Below are 18,419 nucleotides of genomic sequence, written 5' to 3'. Positions count from 1 at the left end.
TAGTAACGACTTTAGTCGTTTCTTCTCTTAAATTTAGGCCCGGAGACGACTGAAGTCGTCACTACGAACAAAAGAAGGATTTTCCCCGTTTGTAGTAACGACTTTAGTCGTTTCTTCTCTTAAATTTAGGCCCGGAGACGACTGAAGTCGTCACTACGAACAAAAGAAGAATTTCCCCCGTTTGTAGTAACGCCTTCAGGCGTTATCCTAGCAATTCACCTCAAAAACCAAGTCAACCTCCTCGCGCCACAAACATTACGCCCGCATCTGAACTGGCATGATTAAATGGGTCATTTTTACACCAGTTAACGGAGATAAAACCACGGGGGAGGTGGCTGAATTCAGCTTGATGATAATCTCGGTGGCGCTGATATTTTTCAAGGATTCCATTGCATATTTAACGTTAAATGCAATGTCTAAACTCTCTCCCGTAATTTGAGCGGACATGGATTCTCGGCCACTACCTACGTCAGCAGCTTCTACGGAGAGAGAGAGCATTTGTTTTTCTTGGTCAATGGAGAATTTGACGATGTTATTTTTGCGATCGGCTAAGACGCCAATGCGTTCTAAGGCGCTGAGAAGTTGGCGGCGTTCTACGGTGACTTGGCGCTCAAAGGACCGGGGGACTAATTGACTATAGGCGGGATATTGACCTTCTAGGGTGCGACTGGTGAGGCGAAATCCTCCCAGTTCTAAGACGATTTGTCCGGGGTCGAAGTTGAGGGAAATCGGTTCATGTCCTTCATGCATTCCCACGATGCGATCGAGTTCCCGTAAGGCACGCGCTGGGACGGTGACTTCTAGTTCCTCGGCATCTTCATCGGGTTCTGCTTCGTCGTCGCTGTCTTCTGTTTCGTTGATGGTTTCCACGATCGCCAAGCGGTGTCCATCAGTGGCGGCAAATTCTAATCTGTCAGCATGGACGATTAAATGAACGCCGGTTAACACTTGTTTGGTTTCATCGGCAGAGGTGGCGAAGAGGGTGCCATGTAATCCTTGCATTAGGGCCTCAGCAGGCAGTTGGACGGTTTGTCCCTCGGAAATCGTTGGCAGTGCGGGAAATTCTTCGGCACTCATTCCTCGGACTTCGTAACGTCCGGATGTGGAGGTGATGGTGGCTAAAATTCCCGCTTCAGTACCGCTATCTTCGCCGGTGGAGGGTCTTTCATCGTCGAGGGTGACTTCTCCATCGGGGAGGCGAGAGATGATGTCGTTAAAGAGTTTGGCGGGGAGGGTGAGGGTCCCGCTGGTTTCGACTTTGGCGGCAAAACTGGTTTTGATCCCCAGGGATAAATCAAAGGCGGTTAAGCTGACTTGCTGCTGTTCCTCATCGGCACTGAGTAGCACGTTGGCGAGTACCGGATGAGTCGGACGAGAGGGGACTGCACGACTGATCAGGGATAGGTTGGTGGCGAGTTGGTTTTGAGCGCAAATAAATTTCATGAGTCTTCAGAGGTGCCTTGTTTGGGGTCAGTACAGCGATCGGCGCAATTTTTGCCCGATCGCCCATAGTACCACTGCTTCTTTCCTCTATCCAGTGGGAAAGGTGCGATCGCCTTTTTTCCTGCATCTTGATTTCCCATCCTCTACCCCTGTGGAAAACTTGTGGAAAACTTTACGGATTTTTCCACAAAGTATTTTTACTTAATCCGTAATTTTGCCCCAGGAGTCCGAGTTTTTCCCCAGTGTTTTCCACAATTTCAAGCAATTTTCCCCAGGCGATCGCCTCCGAGGAAGGAATGGAATGGAGAGGGAACCCGTCCCCCTGCTTACTCCGGGGATTTACTTGCAAAGTGAATGCGATCGCTCAACTGCCTGAGCAAATTCCGCATTTCCACATCATTATCCCTGAGTGCGGCAATTTTTTCGCAACTGTACATCACCGTTGTGTGGTCTTTTCCCCCAAACTCCTCCCCAATCTTCGGTAAACTCAAATCCGTATGCTGACGGATCAGATACATGGCAATTTGACGCGCTTGGCTGATTTCTCGCCGTCGGGAATTCCCCTTTAAATCCTCTAGGGAAATTCCCAATATCTCTACTACCGCCGTCATCACCGATTCTACTGTGGCCTTGACTGGCTCGGTTTGGGGATTTAAAATAGGGGCAATATTTTCCACCGTCATCGGTAATCCCGAAATGGACAAATAAGCGACAACCCGAATTAATGCCCCTTCTAATTCTCGAATATTTGAGGTAAAATGAGCGGCAATATATTCAATCACATCCCGAGGCAAGCGCATCTTTTCATACTCGGCTTTTTTTTGCAAAATAGCCATGCGGGTTTCCAAATCTGGGGTTTGAACATCTGCAATTAATCCCATTGAAAACCGCGAACATAAGCGCTCTTGTAGCCGGGGGATTTGATTGGGCGGTCGGTCTGAAGCTAAAACCACTTGCTTCCCGGCTTCATGGAGGGTATTAAAGGTATAGAAAAATTCTTCTTGGGTGTATTCTTTGCCTTCAATAAATTGAATATCATCAACTAATAACACATCGGCCGCTCGATAATGTTCCCGGAAATTTTGCATACTATCTTTCCGAATTGCGGCAATTAAATCATTGGTGAATTGTTCAGTCGAGACATAAAATATTTTGCAATCGGGAGAGATTTCTAAGCGATAATGACCGATCGCCTGCATGAGGTGAGTTTTTCCTAATCCGACCCCGCCGCAGAGAAACAACGGATTAAACTCCCTTCCTGGAGATTCGGCAACGGCGAGGGAGGCAGCATGAGCCATCCGGTTATTTGCACCCACCACAAATCGGGAAAAGACATATTTGGAATTGAGTTCGGTAGGACGGTGGGGATGGGTGGGACTGGGTTCGGGAATCTGGGTGACGACGGGAGAGGGCCACATATAGTCGCTGCGATCGCTCTCTGGGGTGGCTTCACTCCCACTGCTGGTAATGTAAATATCAACAGGATGTCCCAGGATATCCGTGACGACATCAGCAATAGTTTTAATGTAATACTTTTGTAACCAGTTACGGGCAAAGGGATTGGGGGTGTCAATCACCAAGCAGTTATTTTCTAGCTGCACGGCAGTAGCGGTTTTGATCCAGGTTTCAAAGGTGGGACGGCTCAATTGCACTTGTAACCTTTCCAGTACCCGATCCCAAAGACTTTCGAGAGGAATCTCCACAACTGACCTCGCAAGCACTAATCTCTGATGCCTTATGACTGTAGCAAAAAATTCTGCCTAGAGCAGTAGATCGCCGGATGAGGCTGGTATCTAAGCTAACAATCGATTATCCAAAGGAATTAAGTTCCGGAGACGATCGCCATTGGGATTCAGGAATTGTCTATAATCAAGGGGGTTAAAGACTAATTTTTAAGTCTTTTTTTTACAAACGGAAGATTGTTTAACGAGTTTTACCAAGGAGCATAGGCAGGCAACAATGAAAAATTCAGAGCGGGATCATCAACGCGGTCATTTTTCCGGGACGCAGGTGCTACTTTACCTGTTGTTGGTGGTGGTAGGAGCGGGTGCAGCATTTATGGGCGATCGCTGGTTGCGTACCAATGGACCTTTATCCTTAAATTCGTTGGATCCCAGAAGTCCCTCCGTGACGACTCCTGATGATGCTCCCCTGCCTCGTGGAGTCTTATCGTTGCCGGTGAATTCTAATTTTATTGTCGAGGCAGTGGAAAAAGTGGGTCCGGCAGTGGTGCGAATTGATGCCGCACGAACCGTCACCCAGGATATCCCCGATGCCTTTCGGGACCCGTTCTTTAGGCGGTTTTTTGGACAAACGCCGATGGAGCCACAACAACGAGTGGAACGGGGTACGGGGTCGGGATTTATTATTAGTGATGATGGTCAGATTTTAACCAATGCTCATGTGATTAATGGTGCGGATACGGTGAGTGTGGTCCTCAAAGATGGGCGCAGTTTTGAGGGGACGGTATTGGGAGAGGACCCGATTTCTGATGTGGCGGTGGTGAAGATTGAGGCGACGGCACTACCCAAGGCGACTCTGGGGAATTCAGAACAATTGCAACCGGGGGAATGGGCGATCGCGATCGGGAATCCCCTGGGGTTAGATAATAGTGTGACGGCAGGGATTGTGAGCGCCACCGGGCGATCGAGTCGCGATGTGGGAGTGCCCGATAAGCGAGTGGGATTTATCCAAACCGATGCAGCAATCAATCCCGGTAACTCTGGGGGCCCGTTGCTGAATGCCCGAGGGGAAGTGATTGGCATGAATACGGCGATTATTAGTGGTGCACAAGGATTGGGATTTGCAATTCCTATTCAAACCGCACAAGCGATCGCCCAGCAATTAATTACTACTGGCAAAGTGCAACATCCCTTTTTAGGGATTGAAATGGTGACAATCACGCCTGAATTACAGGAAGAGTTGAATACCGATCCCAATAGTCCAATGCAGTTATCGGTGGATAATGGGGTATTAATTGTGCGAGTTTCTCCTAATTCCCCTGCTGAACGCGCCGGATTGCAGGAAGGGGATGTGATTCAGCGCATGGAAGATCAGGCGATCGCTCAATCGGATGCGGTGCAGCAAATTGTTCAAGGGTCGCAAGTTGGAAATTCCTTGAAACTGCAAATTAACCGCGATGGGGAAATCTTGAATATCACCGTAGAACCCGGAGAAATGCCAGTTAATCCCAGTTTTTAAACAAAAGCGGAGGTTAAAACCTCCGCCCGCGCCCGCGCCTGTACCTTCACCTGTAGCGGCGCTTCGAGAAGCGCCCGACAATTGCTCTACAGGCGCTTCTCGAAGCTCCCCTACATCAGGCGTTCAAACCCCCAAAACCCCGCCTGTAGCGGCGCTTCGAGAAGCGCCCGACAAACGAGAGATAAATCGCCCACCGGGACTGTATATCAAACAGCAAGATGCTCCCACTCCTTAATCCTAAAGTCAGACTACAGCAAGACTCCCTATAGAAGAGAAAAGCGATGAATAACCTTCGAGAAATTGTTCAATTAGGCAATCCTGTCTTACGGGAAAAAGCCCAACCTGTGACTAACGTTCACTTAGACTCCATTCAGTCGCTCATTGATGAGTTGATGACAGCCTTGAAACCATCCAATGGAGTCGGGATTGCGGCTCCCCAGATTGCGGAATCTTATCGGGTTTTTATTTTAGCATCCCGTCCCACATTGCGCTATCCCCACGCTCCGACAATGGAGGCGATCGCCATTATTGACCCGCAGATTATCGCTTATTCTGAGGAAAGGGTCAAAGATTGGGAAGGCTGTTTGAGCGTGCCAGGAATTCGCGGATTAGTGCCGAGACATCAGGCGATCGAGGTCAAATATCTGGACCAGCAGGGGACTTTACACCATCAAGTATTTACAGGGTTTGTAGCCCGGATTTTCCAGCATGAATATGACCATTTAGAGGGAAAGGTCTTTTTAGACCGAGTAGAAAGTATGGAAGATTTGGTCACGGAACAAGAATATCAAAAGCAGTTTTTACAGCAGTTGTGAGACAGAGAAAGGGTGTACTATCAAATTTTAAATTCCCTCTCTTTAGGAAGAGACTGGAGAAGCTTAATACAAACTAAACTGAAATGAGCCAATTTTAAGGGATAGATTCATGGAAAATAGCTTATTTAATCAAACGTTTCGAGACGACGAGGGCAATATTGTGATTGCTCAACCCCCCAATTTGCCGATCCTGGTGGCCATTACAACCACCCTACTCACATTGGTAGTTCCCAGTGGGACGCTGCACACGGGCCTAGATGCGATCGCCTTTGGGTCCTGGTTTACTTGGGCGTGGTTGGAGATTTTCCAGGGCGTAAACTATTTTCGGCGGGCATTAGGTCTATTTGTCTTGATTGCCGTCATCGCTTCCCGGGTTTTCAACACCTTTGGAGTACAAACGATGTTTTAAGGGGTCAGTATCCCATGAGCTAAACGAGACAATAAATCAGGTTTATTGTCTCGTTTAGCTGCTTTATTGCCGAATTTTTGTAAAAACCCGGGTTATCCTGACTATAATCGGGCAGCACAGATGGCGGCACCAATTAATCCCACTTGGGGATTGAGAACGATATGAACCGGGACTTTTTCTGCCAAGGGACTGACTCGACCTTTCTGGTTAAAGCTCTTGATAAACCGATCGCCCTCTTCAATTAAAGGCAGAATTTTAGCCGCAATTCCCCCCGCGAGATATAATCCCCCGTAGGGTAGTAATTTTAAAGCCAAATTTCCCGCTTCCGCCCCGTAAGCTTCCACAAAAATTTGTAAGGTTTGTTCGCAGATCGGGTCAGATTTTTCTAGGGCCGCTTGGGAAATCTCTGCGGGGTCTTTGTCTGCGGGGGAAATATCCTTTCCAGCAGCGATCGCCCGATCGCGCAAAAATTGATAAATTGACCCAATCCCCATCCCAGATACCACTCGTTCTACGGAAACGCGATCGATGTTCTCCCGTTGCCGTAAATCTTGCAACAGTTCAAACTCGATCGCTGTACGCGGTGCAAAATCCGCATGACCCCCTTCCGAGGGATACACAAAATATTCATCCAAATGCCGGATTAAAAACCCTTCTCCCAGTCCAGTTCCTGCACCAATCACTGCGATCGGGGCGGCAGTTTGCGGTTCTCCGGGTTGCAAGGTATGGAGGTCCGCTTGATTCATCCCCAACACACCGTAACCCACCGCTACAAAGTCATTAATTAACTTGACATGGGGAATGTTGAGTTCTTTTTCGAGTCGGTCCGTTGTCAGGGTCCAACTCAGGTTCGTCAGGATGGATTTATGTCCGATCACGGGTCCTGCGATCGCAAAACAGGCTCCCTTGGGGGAGGGAACCTCTCCTAATTTCTGACTCGCTTCCTTGAGAAACTGTCCCACAATGGGTACTAAGTCAGGATACTCCTGACTGGAGTAAATCCCCTCATAGAGGGTGTCAATCTGAAACGTCCCTGCATCTGCTGCGATCGGCATTTCCACCAAGCGCAAAAGGGATTTAGTCCCACCGATATCTCCGGCTAATAGTAAGGTCATCTTGTTGATTCTGAGCGTATGGACTGTTGGATGAAATCCGGGTTCTTTTTCATCTTGCTAAAAAAATCGGATTTCTGCCTCAATTTCTCGCAGATGAGAGCGATCGCCCTTCAGTTCCATGTCCCATTTCTCCCCTTGACGGACCAGCTTGTACAAACAGCATAATCCCGCACTCAACTCCGTTTCCGCCGCATCTACCGCTAGACCCATTGTCGCCCCAATCACCGAGGCCCCATGCCCCACCAACAAAATCTCCCCGGAAAACTCCTCTGCAAGCTGTCGCGCCGTTTCTCCCGCCCGTTCCAGACAAACCGGATCATATTCGGGATACTTCGGCACTATCCGAGAGTGATAACTTAAATCAATTCGGGGAAATTTCCGGGCTAACTCATCCGGGGGAAGGGTTTCGGGCATTTCTGTCATCCACTCGGGATTCAACCATTCACAAAGTCCCCACTCCAGTTTCAGGGGTAAGTCTAAAATTTCTGCCACCTGATTTGCAGTTTGTACGGTTCGCAGAAAAGGCGAGGCGAATACGTGATTTATACGTTCTCCCTTGAGACGTTCGGCTAGTTCTTGCGCTTGCAAAAAACCATCTGCCGACAAGGGCGGATCGTACCGACGTTCTGCTGTATTAAACCATTCAGGGTTTACGAAGTCTAAACGGTTCGCGTGTCTTGCAATCCAAACGATTTGAGACATGGGTATAACTCATCCACTTATCAGCAATTTCAGTCTAAGTTGGCACAAGGATGAGTTGTCCCAACCCGGACTTCTTCCTCACTATAGTGGTTTCTGACCGCTTGGGATGCGGCCTATGTAGTGGGGGTTACAAACGGTTTTGAAAGTCGGGCCAGCCTAAACACCAGGGCAAAGATAGGCAACCCTCTGGCTGACTGCCAGCCCCGACTCAGACAACGGGTATCGGCATCTTTACTTATTTTTGGGTTAGAAATTATGACCGCAGCACAATCTTTTTCGACTTCATCTACCACCTCCGGAAACCAGTCCACTGAACTAAAAATTCTTTCCGATACAATTCTCAAACAGAAACCCGTTCCCTCCTCAGAGTTGAGCGACTCTGAAAAACAAGCGATTCCAGCGGGAAAGGTCTTAAAAGTCCAGTCTTACGCCCCCGAAAGCGATCACGTTAAGGTTTGTTTTGCCGAGGAAAGTTTCCAAGGTCGCAACACCTGGTATGTTTATTATAAACATGGGGTAATTCTGCACAAAGGAACGGTAGCTTTTCCCGATCGCATTAAATTGGCGGTTCCCTACAAATCCCAACTGGATAATGCCAAAAATCCTTACGGCAGTTGCAACACCACTAGCATTGCTATGTGTTTGGCTTACCTGGGGATTAAAGGCAAGCAGCCTCACAAACAGTTAGAAGATGAACTCCAAGAGTGGTTAGAAGCCCGGGGTTTAAGTCGTCATGACCCCTATCATTTGGCTCAAGTTGCCGAAGCTTATGGGGCAAAAGACCGCTTTACTGAAAAAGCCACCTTTAATGAAATCAAGGAATGGCTGATTCAAGGTAACCCGATTGTTATCCACGGTTATTTTACCAGTTTCGGTCATATTGTCTGCTTAATTGGCTACAATTCTCATGGCTTTATCGTCCATGACCCATACGGTGAATATTGGTCTCATGGATACAATACTTCTGCACCGGGTGCCGGTTTAAGCTATTCTTATGACCTAGTTCACAATACCTGCAAAGCCGATGGCGATTGTTGGGTTCATTTCATCTCCCGTTAAGGGGTGATTTGAAGCAATTTTTGCAGTAATGTGAGCAGAGCAGAAACCGGGTTTCTTATCCCATTTTGTTGGTAAGTATCAGCAATTTTGGATGGAAACCCGGTTTCTCATTTCTCTCTCAATGGCAAGAAACCGGGTTTCTTATTTCATTTTATTGTAGGGTGGGCATTGCCCACCCTACTTCTCTGTAATGACCGAAAAAAAACGATTTCTCATCCCATTTGTGTTAAATTACGGCAGTTGCTCGATGATATCTCGGGGGGAGTAAGTGGGCATGGGAGCTAGAGCAAATCCGTCGCGATCGCGGGAGATAACTGCTTCGAGATTAGAGGCGATCGCACAAGCAATTTGCACGGCATCTTCAAAATCATTCAACTCTAAGGCAAGGGCGGATTCAAGAATCAGGCGATCGACTTGGCAGATCTCTAACCCCTTCAACAGCTTTGAAACCGCTTGTTTTGCGACTTGGTTCCCCTTACTCTTGCTGACAATATAAAAAATATCAGTTAGGGTGGTGGCGGTTATATATCCTTCTATTTGCTTCGCTTCAATCTGAGCAAATAAGACTTCCGCATCATTCATGAAGGGGTCGCGTTCTAGGAAATAATCCAGAATAATATTAGTATCTAGCAACACCCTCATGTTAAGTATTTCTCCCTCAAGCGTTCTTCTTTGATGGCTTCAATTTCTTCATCGGTGGGAGGAGGTCCTTCAGTTTTGAGAATTCCCCGTAATCGGGTTATGGTTCCCGGGGGCACCGGGGACCGGGGTCTGATTTCTTCATGCACAGAACGGACGATCGCCTCGACGAGGGCTAATCTATCGCTGACGGATAAGTTGTAGGCTTCTTTCCGGAGTTCTTGCCAGTCCATTGGTGTTCCTCGCAATCCATTGGGTCAATTTTAACATGGCATGGTGGGAGAATTGGGAGGTTAAGGGTGGGGTTTAGGGAACGAAGAGAACGACTGAAGTCGTTACTACGAAAATAGAGAACGACTGAAGTCGTTACTACGAACTGGGGAAAGTTCGGGGTTTTTGGATTAGGAACGGGTGGCGATCGCCGATCGCGGTGCAAAGGCGATCGCAATCGAGTCACTTTGTTCGATAGTTTCGGTTTCGCTGAGTGTTCCCTCTTCTGGGAGGGGAATCAGTTGTACCGCACAGGCTTTTAATTCCGGTTGCAGGGAGGAGGGACAGGCTTCCGGGTGGGTGAGGGCGTTGGCTTCGGTTTGGTCCCCCCAGAGTGCGCCCCAATGCATGGGGACGAAAACTGTACCGGGGGCGATCGCCTGGGTGACTTTGGCTGGAAAGCGGGCTATGCCTCGGCGCGATCGCACTTCGATTCTCATTCCCTCCACGATGTCCAATTTCTTGGCATCGCGAGGATGAATCTCGATAAAGGGATTCGGGTGCATTTTGACAATTTTATCGATTCTGCCGGTCCGAGTTAAGGTATGCCAATGTCCGTAGAGACGCCCGGTTGTGAGAACAAACGGATAATTGGGGTCTGGGGGTTCCGCCAATCCTTTGGCATGATGGGCCCCAAAGCGGGCGCGTCCGTCGGGAGTGGGAAATCTCCAGTCGGTGTAGAGGCGTTTGTTGATCTGCGGTAGGGTTTGTTCTGCTGGACAGGGCCACTGGGTCGGTCCTTGTTCCGCGAGGCGATGGTGGCTTAACCCGGTCATATCACAGACGCGATCGCGCGTGATTTGCACAAATTCTGCATAGACTTGGGCCGAATTCTCAAAGGGAAACTGTTCGGCAAATCCCAATCTGCGTCCGACTTCGGCAAAGATTTCCCAATCCGGTTTAGCTTGTCCGGGGGGGTCCCGAAAAGCAGGACAGAGAGTCACCACTCGTTCAGAATTGGTCATCGCCCCAGTTTTTTCCCCCCATTGTGCCGCAGGTAACAGAACGTGCGCGTAGGCAGCAGTTTCCGTGGGATAGTAGGCATCCTGATACACCGTAAAAGGAGATCGCTTTAAGGCAGCTTTGGTCCGTTCGATATCCGGCATACTCACCGCAGGATTAGTGGCTGCAACCCACAATAACCCCACGTTTCCGGTTTCTAATCCCGTAATCATATCCCAGGCAGTCAAACCCACTTCTGGGGCGATTCTCCCTTCCGGTAGTCCCCAAAATTGTTCGATATCCCGGCGATGTTCGGGATTTTTGACCAGGCGGTATCCCGGGAGGAGATTGGCTAATCCTCCCGCTTCTCTACCTCCCATTGCGTTGGGTTGTCCAGTGAGAGAAAAGGGACCGGCACCGGGTTTACCGATTTGGGCCGTCATCAGGTGCAGATTAATCAAACTGCGGACTTTGGCTGTCCCTTCCGAGGACTGATTCATCCCCATTGACCATAGGGATAAGACTCGTTCAGATTCACTCCAGTAGCGGGCGGCAGTTTCGAGTTCATCGATGCGGATGCCACAGCGTTCGGCGACAATTTGTGGGGGATAGTGGCGAATCACTTCGGCATATTCGGGAAATCCCGAGGTGCATTCATCAATAAAGACGGTATTGAGATGTCCCCATTGCATAAGTAAGTAAGCGATGCCGTTGAGGAGGTCAATATCGGTTCCCGGGCGAATGCCTAAATAGAGGTCGGCAGCTTCAGCGGTGGTGGTCCGACGGGGATCGACGACGATCAGTTTGACGTTTTTATTCTTTTTATGATACTTGCGGAGTCGGTTGAAGGCGATGGGATGACATTCGGCGGCGTTGGTGCCGATGAGAAAGGCACAGTCGGTTTGTTCGAGGTCGTCGTAACAGGTGGGAGGACCGTCGGACCCGAGACTCTGAATGTATCCGGCAACGGCGGAGGACATACAGAGGCGGGAGTTGGCATCAAAGTTATTGGTGCCGAGACAGCCTTTCATCAGTTTTTGGGCGATGTAGTAGTCTTCGGTTTGGAATTGTCCAGACCCATACATACAGATGCCGTCGCTGCCGAGGGTGGACTGGACGGTTTTAATGCGATCGACGATTAAGGTAAAGGCTTCTTCCCAGGTGGCGCGGCGAAAGGGTTCGTCGAGGGAAGCGCGGACCATTGGATATTTGAGGCGGTCTTTGTCTAGGGCTTCGGCGATTGTAGCACCTTTGACACAAACCATGCCTTGTGAGGAGGGATGAGTGCGATCGCCCTGGACTTTCCACATCGGCTTTCCTTCACTGTCCCGATGGGTGGCTTTTCCCGGTTGTGCCGGAGGAGAAACTTCTAATCCGCAGCCAACTCCGCAGTAAGGACACAGGGTTTTGGTGGGTTGAGTAGACATAAAAGTTTAGTTAGCTTGTAAAGTTTAAAGTTTTTTAGAGTTTAGAGTATCAGAAAGGACAGGTTATAGTCCGGTTAGTAAGGATTAAGGGAACCCCAAACAATAAAACCTCCAAACCGTTCGTAGTGACTCCTTGATTGAGTCATCTTTAAAGAAACCCCGTCCAGGGGTTACTACAAACGTTTGAATGATTTATATTTTGCAATCCCCTAAGTTTAACAAATCAGCGCGGATTACAGGGGAGAGGGGCGATCGCACCTTGGGCGATCGCCCCTCCAAGGGAGTTTAGGCTTCGCGGCCTTCTTCCACGAAATGGGGGACGGTTTGTCCTACAGCAGTTTCAGGATGTACCTCCTCTCCCTCATGATGGGCAGCGAACGAACCTTTGGGTTCTTTCAGGTAGAAGGCACAAAGGAAGGTGACGATAATGGCGGTGACCCCTAGCACTTGGAAAAAGATCTGGTTTCCGACATCACCTTCGGGGAGAAAACTGAACAAGGTGAGATAAGCTACGGCACCGACGTTCCCATAAGCGCCGACATTTCCGGCAATTTGTCCCGTAACTCGACGTTTGATCAGGGGAACCATTGCGAAGGTTGACCCTTCTCCCGATTGCACGAAGAAAGAACAAAACATGGTGAGAAGGATCGCCAGGGGTAGCCACCAGGTCCCCTGGACCCCACTCATAATCATATAGGCGACTCCCATACCGCCGGTGAGGACAACCATCGTGAGCTTCCGACTACCGAGGGTGTCAGAAATTAACCCACCCCCTGGACGTGCAGCTAAATTCATAAAGGCATAGGTTGCCGCAATCATCCCCGCCAGCACTTTACTCAGTCCAAAGGTATTCTCAAAGAAGGCAGGCAGCATGGACACCACGGCCAGTTCAGACCCGAAGTTAACCAGATAAGTGAGTTCTAAGAGGGCAACTTGGGAAAATTCATAGCGATCGCTGGCCGGATACCGTTTCTGACCCAAAACTAACTCTTTGTTAACCGTCCAACACTTATAGGATTGGAAAGCATACAATCCCACTAAGAACAACCAAGTTAGCCAGAGTTGAGTGTTATTTAAAAACCCAACTTGATTGAGTCGCCAAGCGAGTAAACCAAGGATAGCACTCAGGGGAACATTCATCGCCATCATGAACCAGAAGTCCCGGCGGCTGGTTACTTCGAGTCCACCGTGACGAGCGGGACGCTGATACACTTTACCCGGTGGGGTATCTTGGACGTTGAAGTAGTAGATCGCCCCGTAAACAGCGGCTATAACTCCCGTTAGACCGATCGCAAACCGCCAGTTAATTTGACCTGCGGACATAATCGCCGTAATTGTTCCCAAAGTCGGCAGGGTAAAGGCAGCAGCAGCAGAACCAAAGTTACCCCATCCCCCATAAATCCCTTCTGCTAATCCAATTTCTTTCGGGGGGAACCACTCAGCCACCATCCGGATACCAATCACGAATCCGGCACCGACAATCGATAAGAGTAAGCGAGAGACCACTAACTGCCCAAAGTTTTGCGCGAAGGCAAACATCAAACAGGGAATGGATGCATAAATCAGTAATACAGAATAAGTAATGCGCGGTCCATATTTATCAAGGACCATGCCGATAATAATTCGAGCCGGAACAGTTAGGGCAACGTTACAAATAGCAAGGGTTCTGAGTTGTCCTGATTCTAATCCTAATGATTCTTGTACCGCCGTGGCAAAGGGGGCAAAGTTAAACCAAACGACAAAGGAGAGAAAGAAGGCAAACCAGGTTAAATGTAGGATGCGGTATCGTCCGCGAAAGGACCAGAGTTCTGTGAGCATGATTCCTCTACTGGGTTGAAGTATTTTTCTCTTGAATGTTGATAAAACTTGTTGACTGGGCTAGTTGCAACAGGTTCAGCGTTCTCCATCGCCTCGCCTCGTCATCATCAGGCGCAGTGTTTGTGGAAGGGGTTGGGATGTGATGCGATCACACCCAAGGCTCACTTTATTCACCCATCAAGGGCAGTTGTCCAGAAATCCGTTCGTGAAGGGGTTGAGTTTCCTGTCGATCCTTGGCTGGTAGTTTCCCCTCTTCCCCCCTTGTGAGGGGTGGAAAGAGGGGTAGCTATATCATTATTTATAGCCCACATACCCTGGTGATCACCAGCCATCATTATCCCATTACTTTAAGCGTTGTTATTACTGGGGAATGTCATTTTGCCAGGGATCAACCTGGAGTACGCCAGTAGGAGTAAAGACAACGCGGAAGTTAGCCAGAGGTTGCGCGGTTGCGCTTCCTGCGGGTTGAGTCTCACTCAAGTTCGGGAGTGGAAGCTCGTTGGTATATTGTTGAGCCACGGGATCGACAGGCTCGTAGGATACGATTTCCCCTTGTTCGTTGATTTGGACGCGATAGGCTAAATCTTGGGTAAAGGTCGGGAAAGTGTTCCAGTTACTATCCAGTTTCTCATAAAGACTCTGATTCAAAGTCTCGATGACGACTGGATCGGCGATCGTTTGGGGTTGTGCCGTAGGTGCGGGAGCCTCGCCCATTGGTGCGGGAGCCTCACCCATCATGTCGGGAGCCTCGCCCATTAGTGCGGGAGTCTCACCCATCATGTCGGGAGCCTCACCCAGAGTTGGGGCCGGAGCCTCACCCATTGGTGTGGGAGCCTCACCCAGAGTCGGGGCCGGAGCCTCACCCATTGGCGCGGGGGAAGTCGTTACTCCAGGAGCCTGCTCCATTGGTGCCGGAGTCGTCGGGGGAACAGCAGGCTGCTCCGTGACCATCGGGGGTTGTTGACCCACCGGAGGAGGACTCGCCACAAATGGCTCATTATTCATCGAAGCCGGAGGGGTTTGAACGGCCCCAGGCTGCGCCTGAGTCACGGGAGACGCTTGAGTAATGATGCGCGTCTCGTCCACCTGAGTTTCCACCGGGGGTTGAGTTTCGGGGCGAGGAGTGACGCTTTCCACCACCACTGATTCTTCAGTCATGGTCACGGGTGCCGGGTCTTCCTGAGCCCGAGCGCTTCCGGAAAGCAGGTGCAGTATGCCCCCGAGGAGAAAAACTGAAAGGGTTGCGCCTAAAACGATGATGGCATCGGTGGGAATATGGCGTTTTGGTTCGGAAGAAAATTCGTTAAAACTCATAGTCAGTCCTCATTGTAGTTGCCCCAAGGGAGCAATTCTTGATAAATGGGTTCGGAAAGTCAAGTATAGAGTTTCCGACTGGACTCTATCAAGATTGCCCTAGTCTTGACGGTACAAGTAGCATAACCGAGTTTAAAAAACGGTCAATCTCGAACAGTTGGGTTTACCTTTTAGTCTTTTCCGTGGGTTGTCCCTGGATGCCTGGAGGAGCAGAATGCGCCGGGATGATAGCCCGCCTTGAAATTCTCCACTCGGTTCCCATGAGGCTTTCAGCGGCTCAGTCCTAGTTCCCGACCCAAGGACTGATTTCTAAGGTCCCGCTGGGCATGAGCAAGACTAGAAACTTAGCCTGGGGCTGGGTTGAGCTTTCAGCTAGGGTCGGGCTAGTCGAGGTCAATTCTGGCAGGGGGGTTTCTGCGAGGTGATCTTGAGCGGGTTTGTTGAGGGAGTCGTACCCGGCGATCGCCCCATCCCGTTGCACTTGGACTTGATAGACTAAATTGCTGGTAAAGGTGGGATAACTTTTCCAACTGCCATCAATTTGCTCGTACAGGTTTTGACTCAGGGTGGTCAAGGTTGCCGGATCGGTAATCCCCGGGGTCGTTGTGGGTTCGGTGACCATCGGGACAGCGGCAGGGACGGTAGGGGCCACTTCTGGGGTGATAGGGGCAGTCGTTGCAGTCATGGCGGGTTGAGTCACCGAGGGTTGCACTTGAGCCTCCACAGGAGCCATTGCTGGGGCTTCCTCCACCACTGGGGTTGCGGCTTGAGCTTGCTGGGCGAGACTATGCTGGGCTAGGGTCTGTTGCCAGCTACTGAACATATAGCCGGAAAACCCGAGGACACCTACGGCACAGAGGAGTTGTACGGCCAAGGACTGGGGTGCGTTGGGGGTCTCCTCTGCTTCAGGAACGGTAGAAGAAACAGAGTTAGTGGGTTTGGAAGCTAATTCTTGAGAAGACATGGATTGGTACTCCTGTTGAGATAAATTTGCTGATTTACAGAACGTGATGGGTTTAAGTCAGAATTTCTTGACAAGTGCTTCGGTTAGGCATCAATTTCCACGGGACCGATGGGATGGGCGCTACAGGCCAAAATATATCCTTGCTGGCGATCGCCATCGCTCAGGGCCTGGGGTTCATTTTCGTAGCGCACCTCTCCACTGAGGAGTTTTTGTTTGCAAGTCCCGCAAGTTCCACCCCGGCAACTGCTATCGAGTTCAATTCCCTCGCGTTCAGCAATCTCCAAAATCGGGGCAGAGTCGTCACAGGAAATGGTTTTGCCAGACTTGACAAAGCTGATTACTGCCGGTTGACTGGCTTTAGCGACTGGGGGTTCTGGTGACTCTTCTGATCCCGGAGGTACATCTACGATCGCCTGAGCAATCCCTGGTTTCAGTTTCGCCTCAAACTGCTCGACGAGTAACTGCCGCAACACGGGTTTAAGGTCCTCGCAGGGAATCCCCTTTTGAACACAGCTACCTAAATGAGCATCCTTGCCGACTTTACCGCCCATGTAAAGGTCTACCCCTTCCACGGTTTTGCCATTTTTGCGGGTTTTGGTTCCCATCAAGCCAATCTCTGCGACTTGGGGTTGTCCGCAGGAGTTGGGACAGCCAGTCCAGTGAATTCGGACGGTTTTGGGGATTTCTAATTCCGCTTCCAGTTCTTGAACTAAGGCTAAAGCGCGATTTTTGGTTTCAATTAAGGCAAAGTTGCAGAACTGAGCGCCGGTGCAGGAAACGAGCGATCGCGTTAGAGGTGCGGGATCAATCCTAAATTTCTCTAAAATCGGTTCTTGCAACAATGCCTCTAACCGCGAATCGGGAATATTCGGAATGATGACATTTTGTTCCACCGTTAACCGGATTTCCCCATTGCCATAGACTTCCGCAACTCTCGCCAACTCAAACATATCCGGGGCAAACAACCGACCCACGGGTACATTGAATCCCACAAAGTTTAATCCCGGTTGTTTCTGGGGGAAAACTCCCAGATGATCCCGTTTTTCCCAAACAATCTCATCTTTCTCCGCCGCCTCTGCCAAGGGTTTTCCGACTTCTTTCTCGACTTCGGCTCGGAATTTCTCCACCCCCCATTCATCGATCAGCCACATTAAACGAGACTTCTGGCGATTGGCTCTCGGTCCATGATCTCGGTAAATTTCTAAAATCGCACGGCATAACTCCACCACATCATCATTGGGGGGAACCCACACATTTAGCGGGATCGCCGCTTCACACCGTTTCGCCGAGAAAAAGCCCCCGACGAGTACGTTAAAGCCAATTTCTCCATTTTTATAAGCCGGAACAAAGGCAATATCATTAATTTCGGCATGAATGGAATTGTCGGGACATCCACCGATCGCAATGTTAAATTTCCTCGGTAAGTTGCTAAAAGCAGGGTTACCCTCTCCGGTATGGGTAATCATATCTTGGACTTTTTGGACTAACTCTTGAGTATCAATTAACTCATGTTTGTCAATCCCAGAAACGGGAGAGCCTGTAATGTTTCTAACGTTATCCATCCCCGACTGAATGGAGGTCATCCCCGCTGCTTTAAATCGGTTAAAAATATCGGGAATATCTTCTAGTCTGATGCCTCGCAGTTGGAGATTCTGCCTGGTGGTAATATCTGCATTGCCATCCTGTGGGTACCGCTCGACTATCTCGGCCAGGACCCGCATTTGCAGACTGGTCATGACTCCATGAGGCATCCGCATCCGCACCATGAACTGACCTGGAGTCACGGGGCGAAAGAAGACCCCCAGCCATTTGAGCCGGTAGTCGCGATCGCTCGCATCCATTGCCTCCCAGCCCATTTGAGCAAAATCTTCTAGCTGATTTTTTACATCAAGTCCGTCTTTTTCGGCCTTGATTTTCTCAAATTTATTTAAACTCGTTGTGGGCTTTTCTGTGGCTAACGTCATAGAGAACCTCGTTTTATCTGTTGCCTGTTAATCAAAATAATAACCTAGCCAATTTCTAAAAATGTCCAAACCGTATCATTGATTACCTTATTTTTTTTAATTCCTTTTTTCTCCTAATTTCTGGTTGATTTCTCTACAAGTTAATCGCATAAACTATGGGGATTCGTATCTAAAGTTACAAAATATTTAAAAGGATGAGCTTTACGCAACTTAACAATGCACTTTTCACATAGCTCAGGGCAATAGTGGCTGAAACCCTTATTTTTGGGTACAGAAGGGTCGTTCCCCCATGTTCAACGTCCTGACTTCACTCGTTATCTTAGTTCGTAGTAACGAC

The 18,419-nt window shown here is 49.4% G+C and carries 17 protein-coding genes; 4 read left to right on the top strand and 13 right to left on the bottom strand.

Going from position 1 to position 18,419, the window contains the following annotated elements; all coding sequences use genetic code 11:
• Window positions 1-255: 255 nt before the first annotated feature.
• The 4 genes from dnaN to dnaA are packed head-to-tail and all read right to left on the bottom strand — an operon-like array spanning window position 256 to window position 3,146.
• Window positions 256-1,443 (bottom strand): DNA polymerase III subunit beta, encoded by a 1,188-nt coding sequence (gene dnaN / locus NG795_RS13380; RefSeq protein ID WP_367289156.1) that lies wholly within the window; start codon window positions 1,441-1,443, stop codon window positions 256-258.
• Window positions 1,440-1,583: a hypothetical protein gene (locus NG795_RS13375; RefSeq protein WP_367289155.1), complete on the bottom strand. Its 144-nt coding sequence runs from the start codon at window positions 1,581-1,583 to the stop codon at window positions 1,440-1,442. The genes dnaN and NG795_RS13375 overlap by 4 nt, the downstream gene beginning before the upstream one ends.
• A gap of 32 nt (window positions 1,584-1,615) precedes the next feature.
• A complete protein-coding gene (locus NG795_RS13370) occupies window positions 1,616-1,792 on the bottom strand; it encodes a hypothetical protein (protein ID WP_367289154.1) in 177 nt (58 codons plus the stop codon).
• On the bottom strand, window positions 1,770-3,146 hold the full coding sequence (gene dnaA / locus NG795_RS13365) for a chromosomal replication initiator protein DnaA (protein WP_367289153.1): 1,377 nt from the start codon (window positions 3,144-3,146) through the stop codon (window positions 1,770-1,772). The genes NG795_RS13370 and dnaA overlap by 23 nt, the downstream gene beginning before the upstream one ends.
• Window positions 3,147-3,402: 256 nt before the next feature.
• On the opposite strand from dnaA, the gene NG795_RS13360 reads away from it, so the two are divergent.
• The 3 genes from NG795_RS13360 to NG795_RS13350 all read left to right on the top strand — a co-directional run bounded on the left by NG795_RS13360 (window position 3,403) and on the right by NG795_RS13350 (window position 5,868).
• On the top strand, window positions 3,403-4,644 hold the full coding sequence (locus tag NG795_RS13360; RefSeq protein WP_367289152.1) for an HhoA/HhoB/HtrA family serine endopeptidase: 1,242 nt from the start codon (window positions 3,403-3,405) through the stop codon (window positions 4,642-4,644).
• A 281-nt stretch (window positions 4,645-4,925) separates the two neighbouring features.
• Window positions 4,926-5,459, top strand: coding sequence for a peptide deformylase (gene def, locus NG795_RS13355; RefSeq protein WP_367289151.1), 534 nt, complete (start codon window positions 4,926-4,928; stop codon window positions 5,457-5,459).
• Between the two features lie 109 nt (window positions 5,460-5,568).
• Window positions 5,569-5,868: a hypothetical protein gene (locus NG795_RS13350; RefSeq protein WP_367289150.1), complete on the top strand. Its 300-nt coding sequence runs from the start codon at window positions 5,569-5,571 to the stop codon at window positions 5,866-5,868.
• Between the two features lie 101 nt (window positions 5,869-5,969).
• Here NG795_RS13350 and NG795_RS13345 read toward each other — a convergent pair whose 3' ends face one another.
• Window positions 5,970-6,983: a glucokinase gene (locus NG795_RS13345; protein ID WP_367289149.1), complete on the bottom strand. Its 1,014-nt coding sequence runs from the start codon at window positions 6,981-6,983 to the stop codon at window positions 5,970-5,972.
• Window positions 6,984-7,040: 57 nt separating this feature from the next.
• A complete protein-coding gene (locus tag NG795_RS13340) occupies window positions 7,041-7,685 on the bottom strand; it encodes a histidine phosphatase family protein (RefSeq protein ID WP_367289148.1) in 645 nt (214 codons plus the stop codon).
• 255 nt (window positions 7,686-7,940) lie between these two features.
• On the opposite strand from NG795_RS13340, the gene NG795_RS13335 reads away from it, so the two are divergent.
• Window positions 7,941-8,744 (top strand): C39 family peptidase, encoded by an 804-nt coding sequence (locus NG795_RS13335; RefSeq protein ID WP_367289147.1) that lies wholly within the window; start codon window positions 7,941-7,943, stop codon window positions 8,742-8,744.
• A 231-nt stretch (window positions 8,745-8,975) separates the two neighbouring features.
• Here NG795_RS13335 and NG795_RS13330 read toward each other — a convergent pair whose 3' ends face one another.
• The 7 genes from NG795_RS13330 to NG795_RS13295 form a co-directional block, all read right to left on the bottom strand.
• On the bottom strand, window positions 8,976-9,386 hold the full coding sequence (locus NG795_RS13330; protein ID WP_367289146.1) for a type II toxin-antitoxin system VapC family toxin: 411 nt from the start codon (window positions 9,384-9,386) through the stop codon (window positions 8,976-8,978).
• Window positions 9,383-9,616 (bottom strand): hypothetical protein, encoded by a 234-nt coding sequence (locus NG795_RS13325; RefSeq protein ID WP_367289145.1) that lies wholly within the window; start codon window positions 9,614-9,616, stop codon window positions 9,383-9,385. The genes NG795_RS13330 and NG795_RS13325 overlap by 4 nt, the downstream gene beginning before the upstream one ends.
• A gap of 168 nt (window positions 9,617-9,784) precedes the next feature.
• Entirely contained in the window at window positions 9,785-12,022 is a 2,238-nt protein-coding gene (locus NG795_RS13320; protein WP_367289144.1) for a molybdopterin oxidoreductase family protein, read from the bottom strand.
• A gap of 285 nt (window positions 12,023-12,307) precedes the next feature.
• Window positions 12,308-13,840 carry an MFS transporter gene (locus tag NG795_RS13315; protein ID WP_367289143.1) on the bottom strand — a complete coding sequence of 511 codons (1,533 nt, stop codon included), beginning with the start codon at window positions 13,838-13,840 and terminating at the stop codon, window positions 12,308-12,310.
• A gap of 360 nt (window positions 13,841-14,200) precedes the next feature.
• Window positions 14,201-15,154: a hypothetical protein gene (locus NG795_RS13310; protein WP_367289142.1), complete on the bottom strand. Its 954-nt coding sequence runs from the start codon at window positions 15,152-15,154 to the stop codon at window positions 14,201-14,203.
• Between the two features lie 283 nt (window positions 15,155-15,437).
• Entirely contained in the window at window positions 15,438-16,118 is a 681-nt protein-coding gene (locus tag NG795_RS13305; protein ID WP_367289141.1) for a hypothetical protein, read from the bottom strand.
• An 83-nt stretch (window positions 16,119-16,201) separates the two neighbouring features.
• Window positions 16,202-18,082: a ferredoxin--nitrite reductase gene (locus tag NG795_RS13295; protein WP_436836054.1), complete on the bottom strand. Its 1,881-nt coding sequence runs from the start codon at window positions 18,080-18,082 to the stop codon at window positions 16,202-16,204.
• Window positions 18,083-18,419: the final 337 nt, after the last annotated feature.

Source organism: Laspinema palackyanum D2c (genome assembly GCF_025370875.1).
In the GTDB taxonomy this organism is placed as follows: Bacteria; Cyanobacteriota; Cyanobacteriia; order Cyanobacteriales; family Laspinemataceae; genus Laspinema; species Laspinema palackyanum.
The sequence above is the reverse complement of the archived record's forward strand: the minus strand, read 5'-3'. Positions and strand labels throughout refer to the sequence as shown.

Coding starts and splice junctions, on each gene's coding strand:
- NG795_RS13310 (WP_367289142.1), bottom strand. CDS start 15,154: ATGAGTTTTAACGAATTTTCTTCCGAACCAAAACGCCATATTCCCACC.
- NG795_RS13295 (WP_436836054.1), bottom strand. CDS start 18,082: ATGACGTTAGCCACAGAAAAGCCCACAACGAGTTTAAATAAATTTGAG.
- dnaN (WP_367289156.1), bottom strand. CDS start 1,443: ATGAAATTTATTTGCGCTCAAAACCAACTCGCCACCAACCTATCCCTG.
- NG795_RS13330 (WP_367289146.1), bottom strand. CDS start 9,386: ATGAGGGTGTTGCTAGATACTAATATTATTCTGGATTATTTCCTAGAA.
- NG795_RS13335 (WP_367289147.1), top strand. CDS start 7,941: ATGACCGCAGCACAATCTTTTTCGACTTCATCTACCACCTCCGGAAAC.
- NG795_RS13345 (WP_367289149.1), bottom strand. CDS start 6,983: ATGACCTTACTATTAGCCGGAGATATCGGTGGGACTAAATCCCTTTTG.
- NG795_RS13340 (WP_367289148.1), bottom strand. CDS start 7,685: ATGTCTCAAATCGTTTGGATTGCAAGACACGCGAACCGTTTAGACTTC.
- NG795_RS13375 (WP_367289155.1), bottom strand. CDS start 1,583: ATGGGAAATCAAGATGCAGGAAAAAAGGCGATCGCACCTTTCCCACTG.
- NG795_RS13320 (WP_367289144.1), bottom strand. CDS start 12,022: ATGTCTACTCAACCCACCAAAACCCTGTGTCCTTACTGCGGAGTTGGC.
- NG795_RS13315 (WP_367289143.1), bottom strand. CDS start 13,840: ATGCTCACAGAACTCTGGTCCTTTCGCGGACGATACCGCATCCTACAT.
- NG795_RS13305 (WP_367289141.1), bottom strand. CDS start 16,118: ATGTCTTCTCAAGAATTAGCTTCCAAACCCACTAACTCTGTTTCTTCT.
- NG795_RS13325 (WP_367289145.1), bottom strand. CDS start 9,616: ATGGACTGGCAAGAACTCCGGAAAGAAGCCTACAACTTATCCGTCAGC.
- def (WP_367289151.1), top strand. CDS start 4,926: ATGAATAACCTTCGAGAAATTGTTCAATTAGGCAATCCTGTCTTACGG.
- NG795_RS13360 (WP_367289152.1), top strand. CDS start 3,403: ATGAAAAATTCAGAGCGGGATCATCAACGCGGTCATTTTTCCGGGACG.
- NG795_RS13350 (WP_367289150.1), top strand. CDS start 5,569: ATGGAAAATAGCTTATTTAATCAAACGTTTCGAGACGACGAGGGCAAT.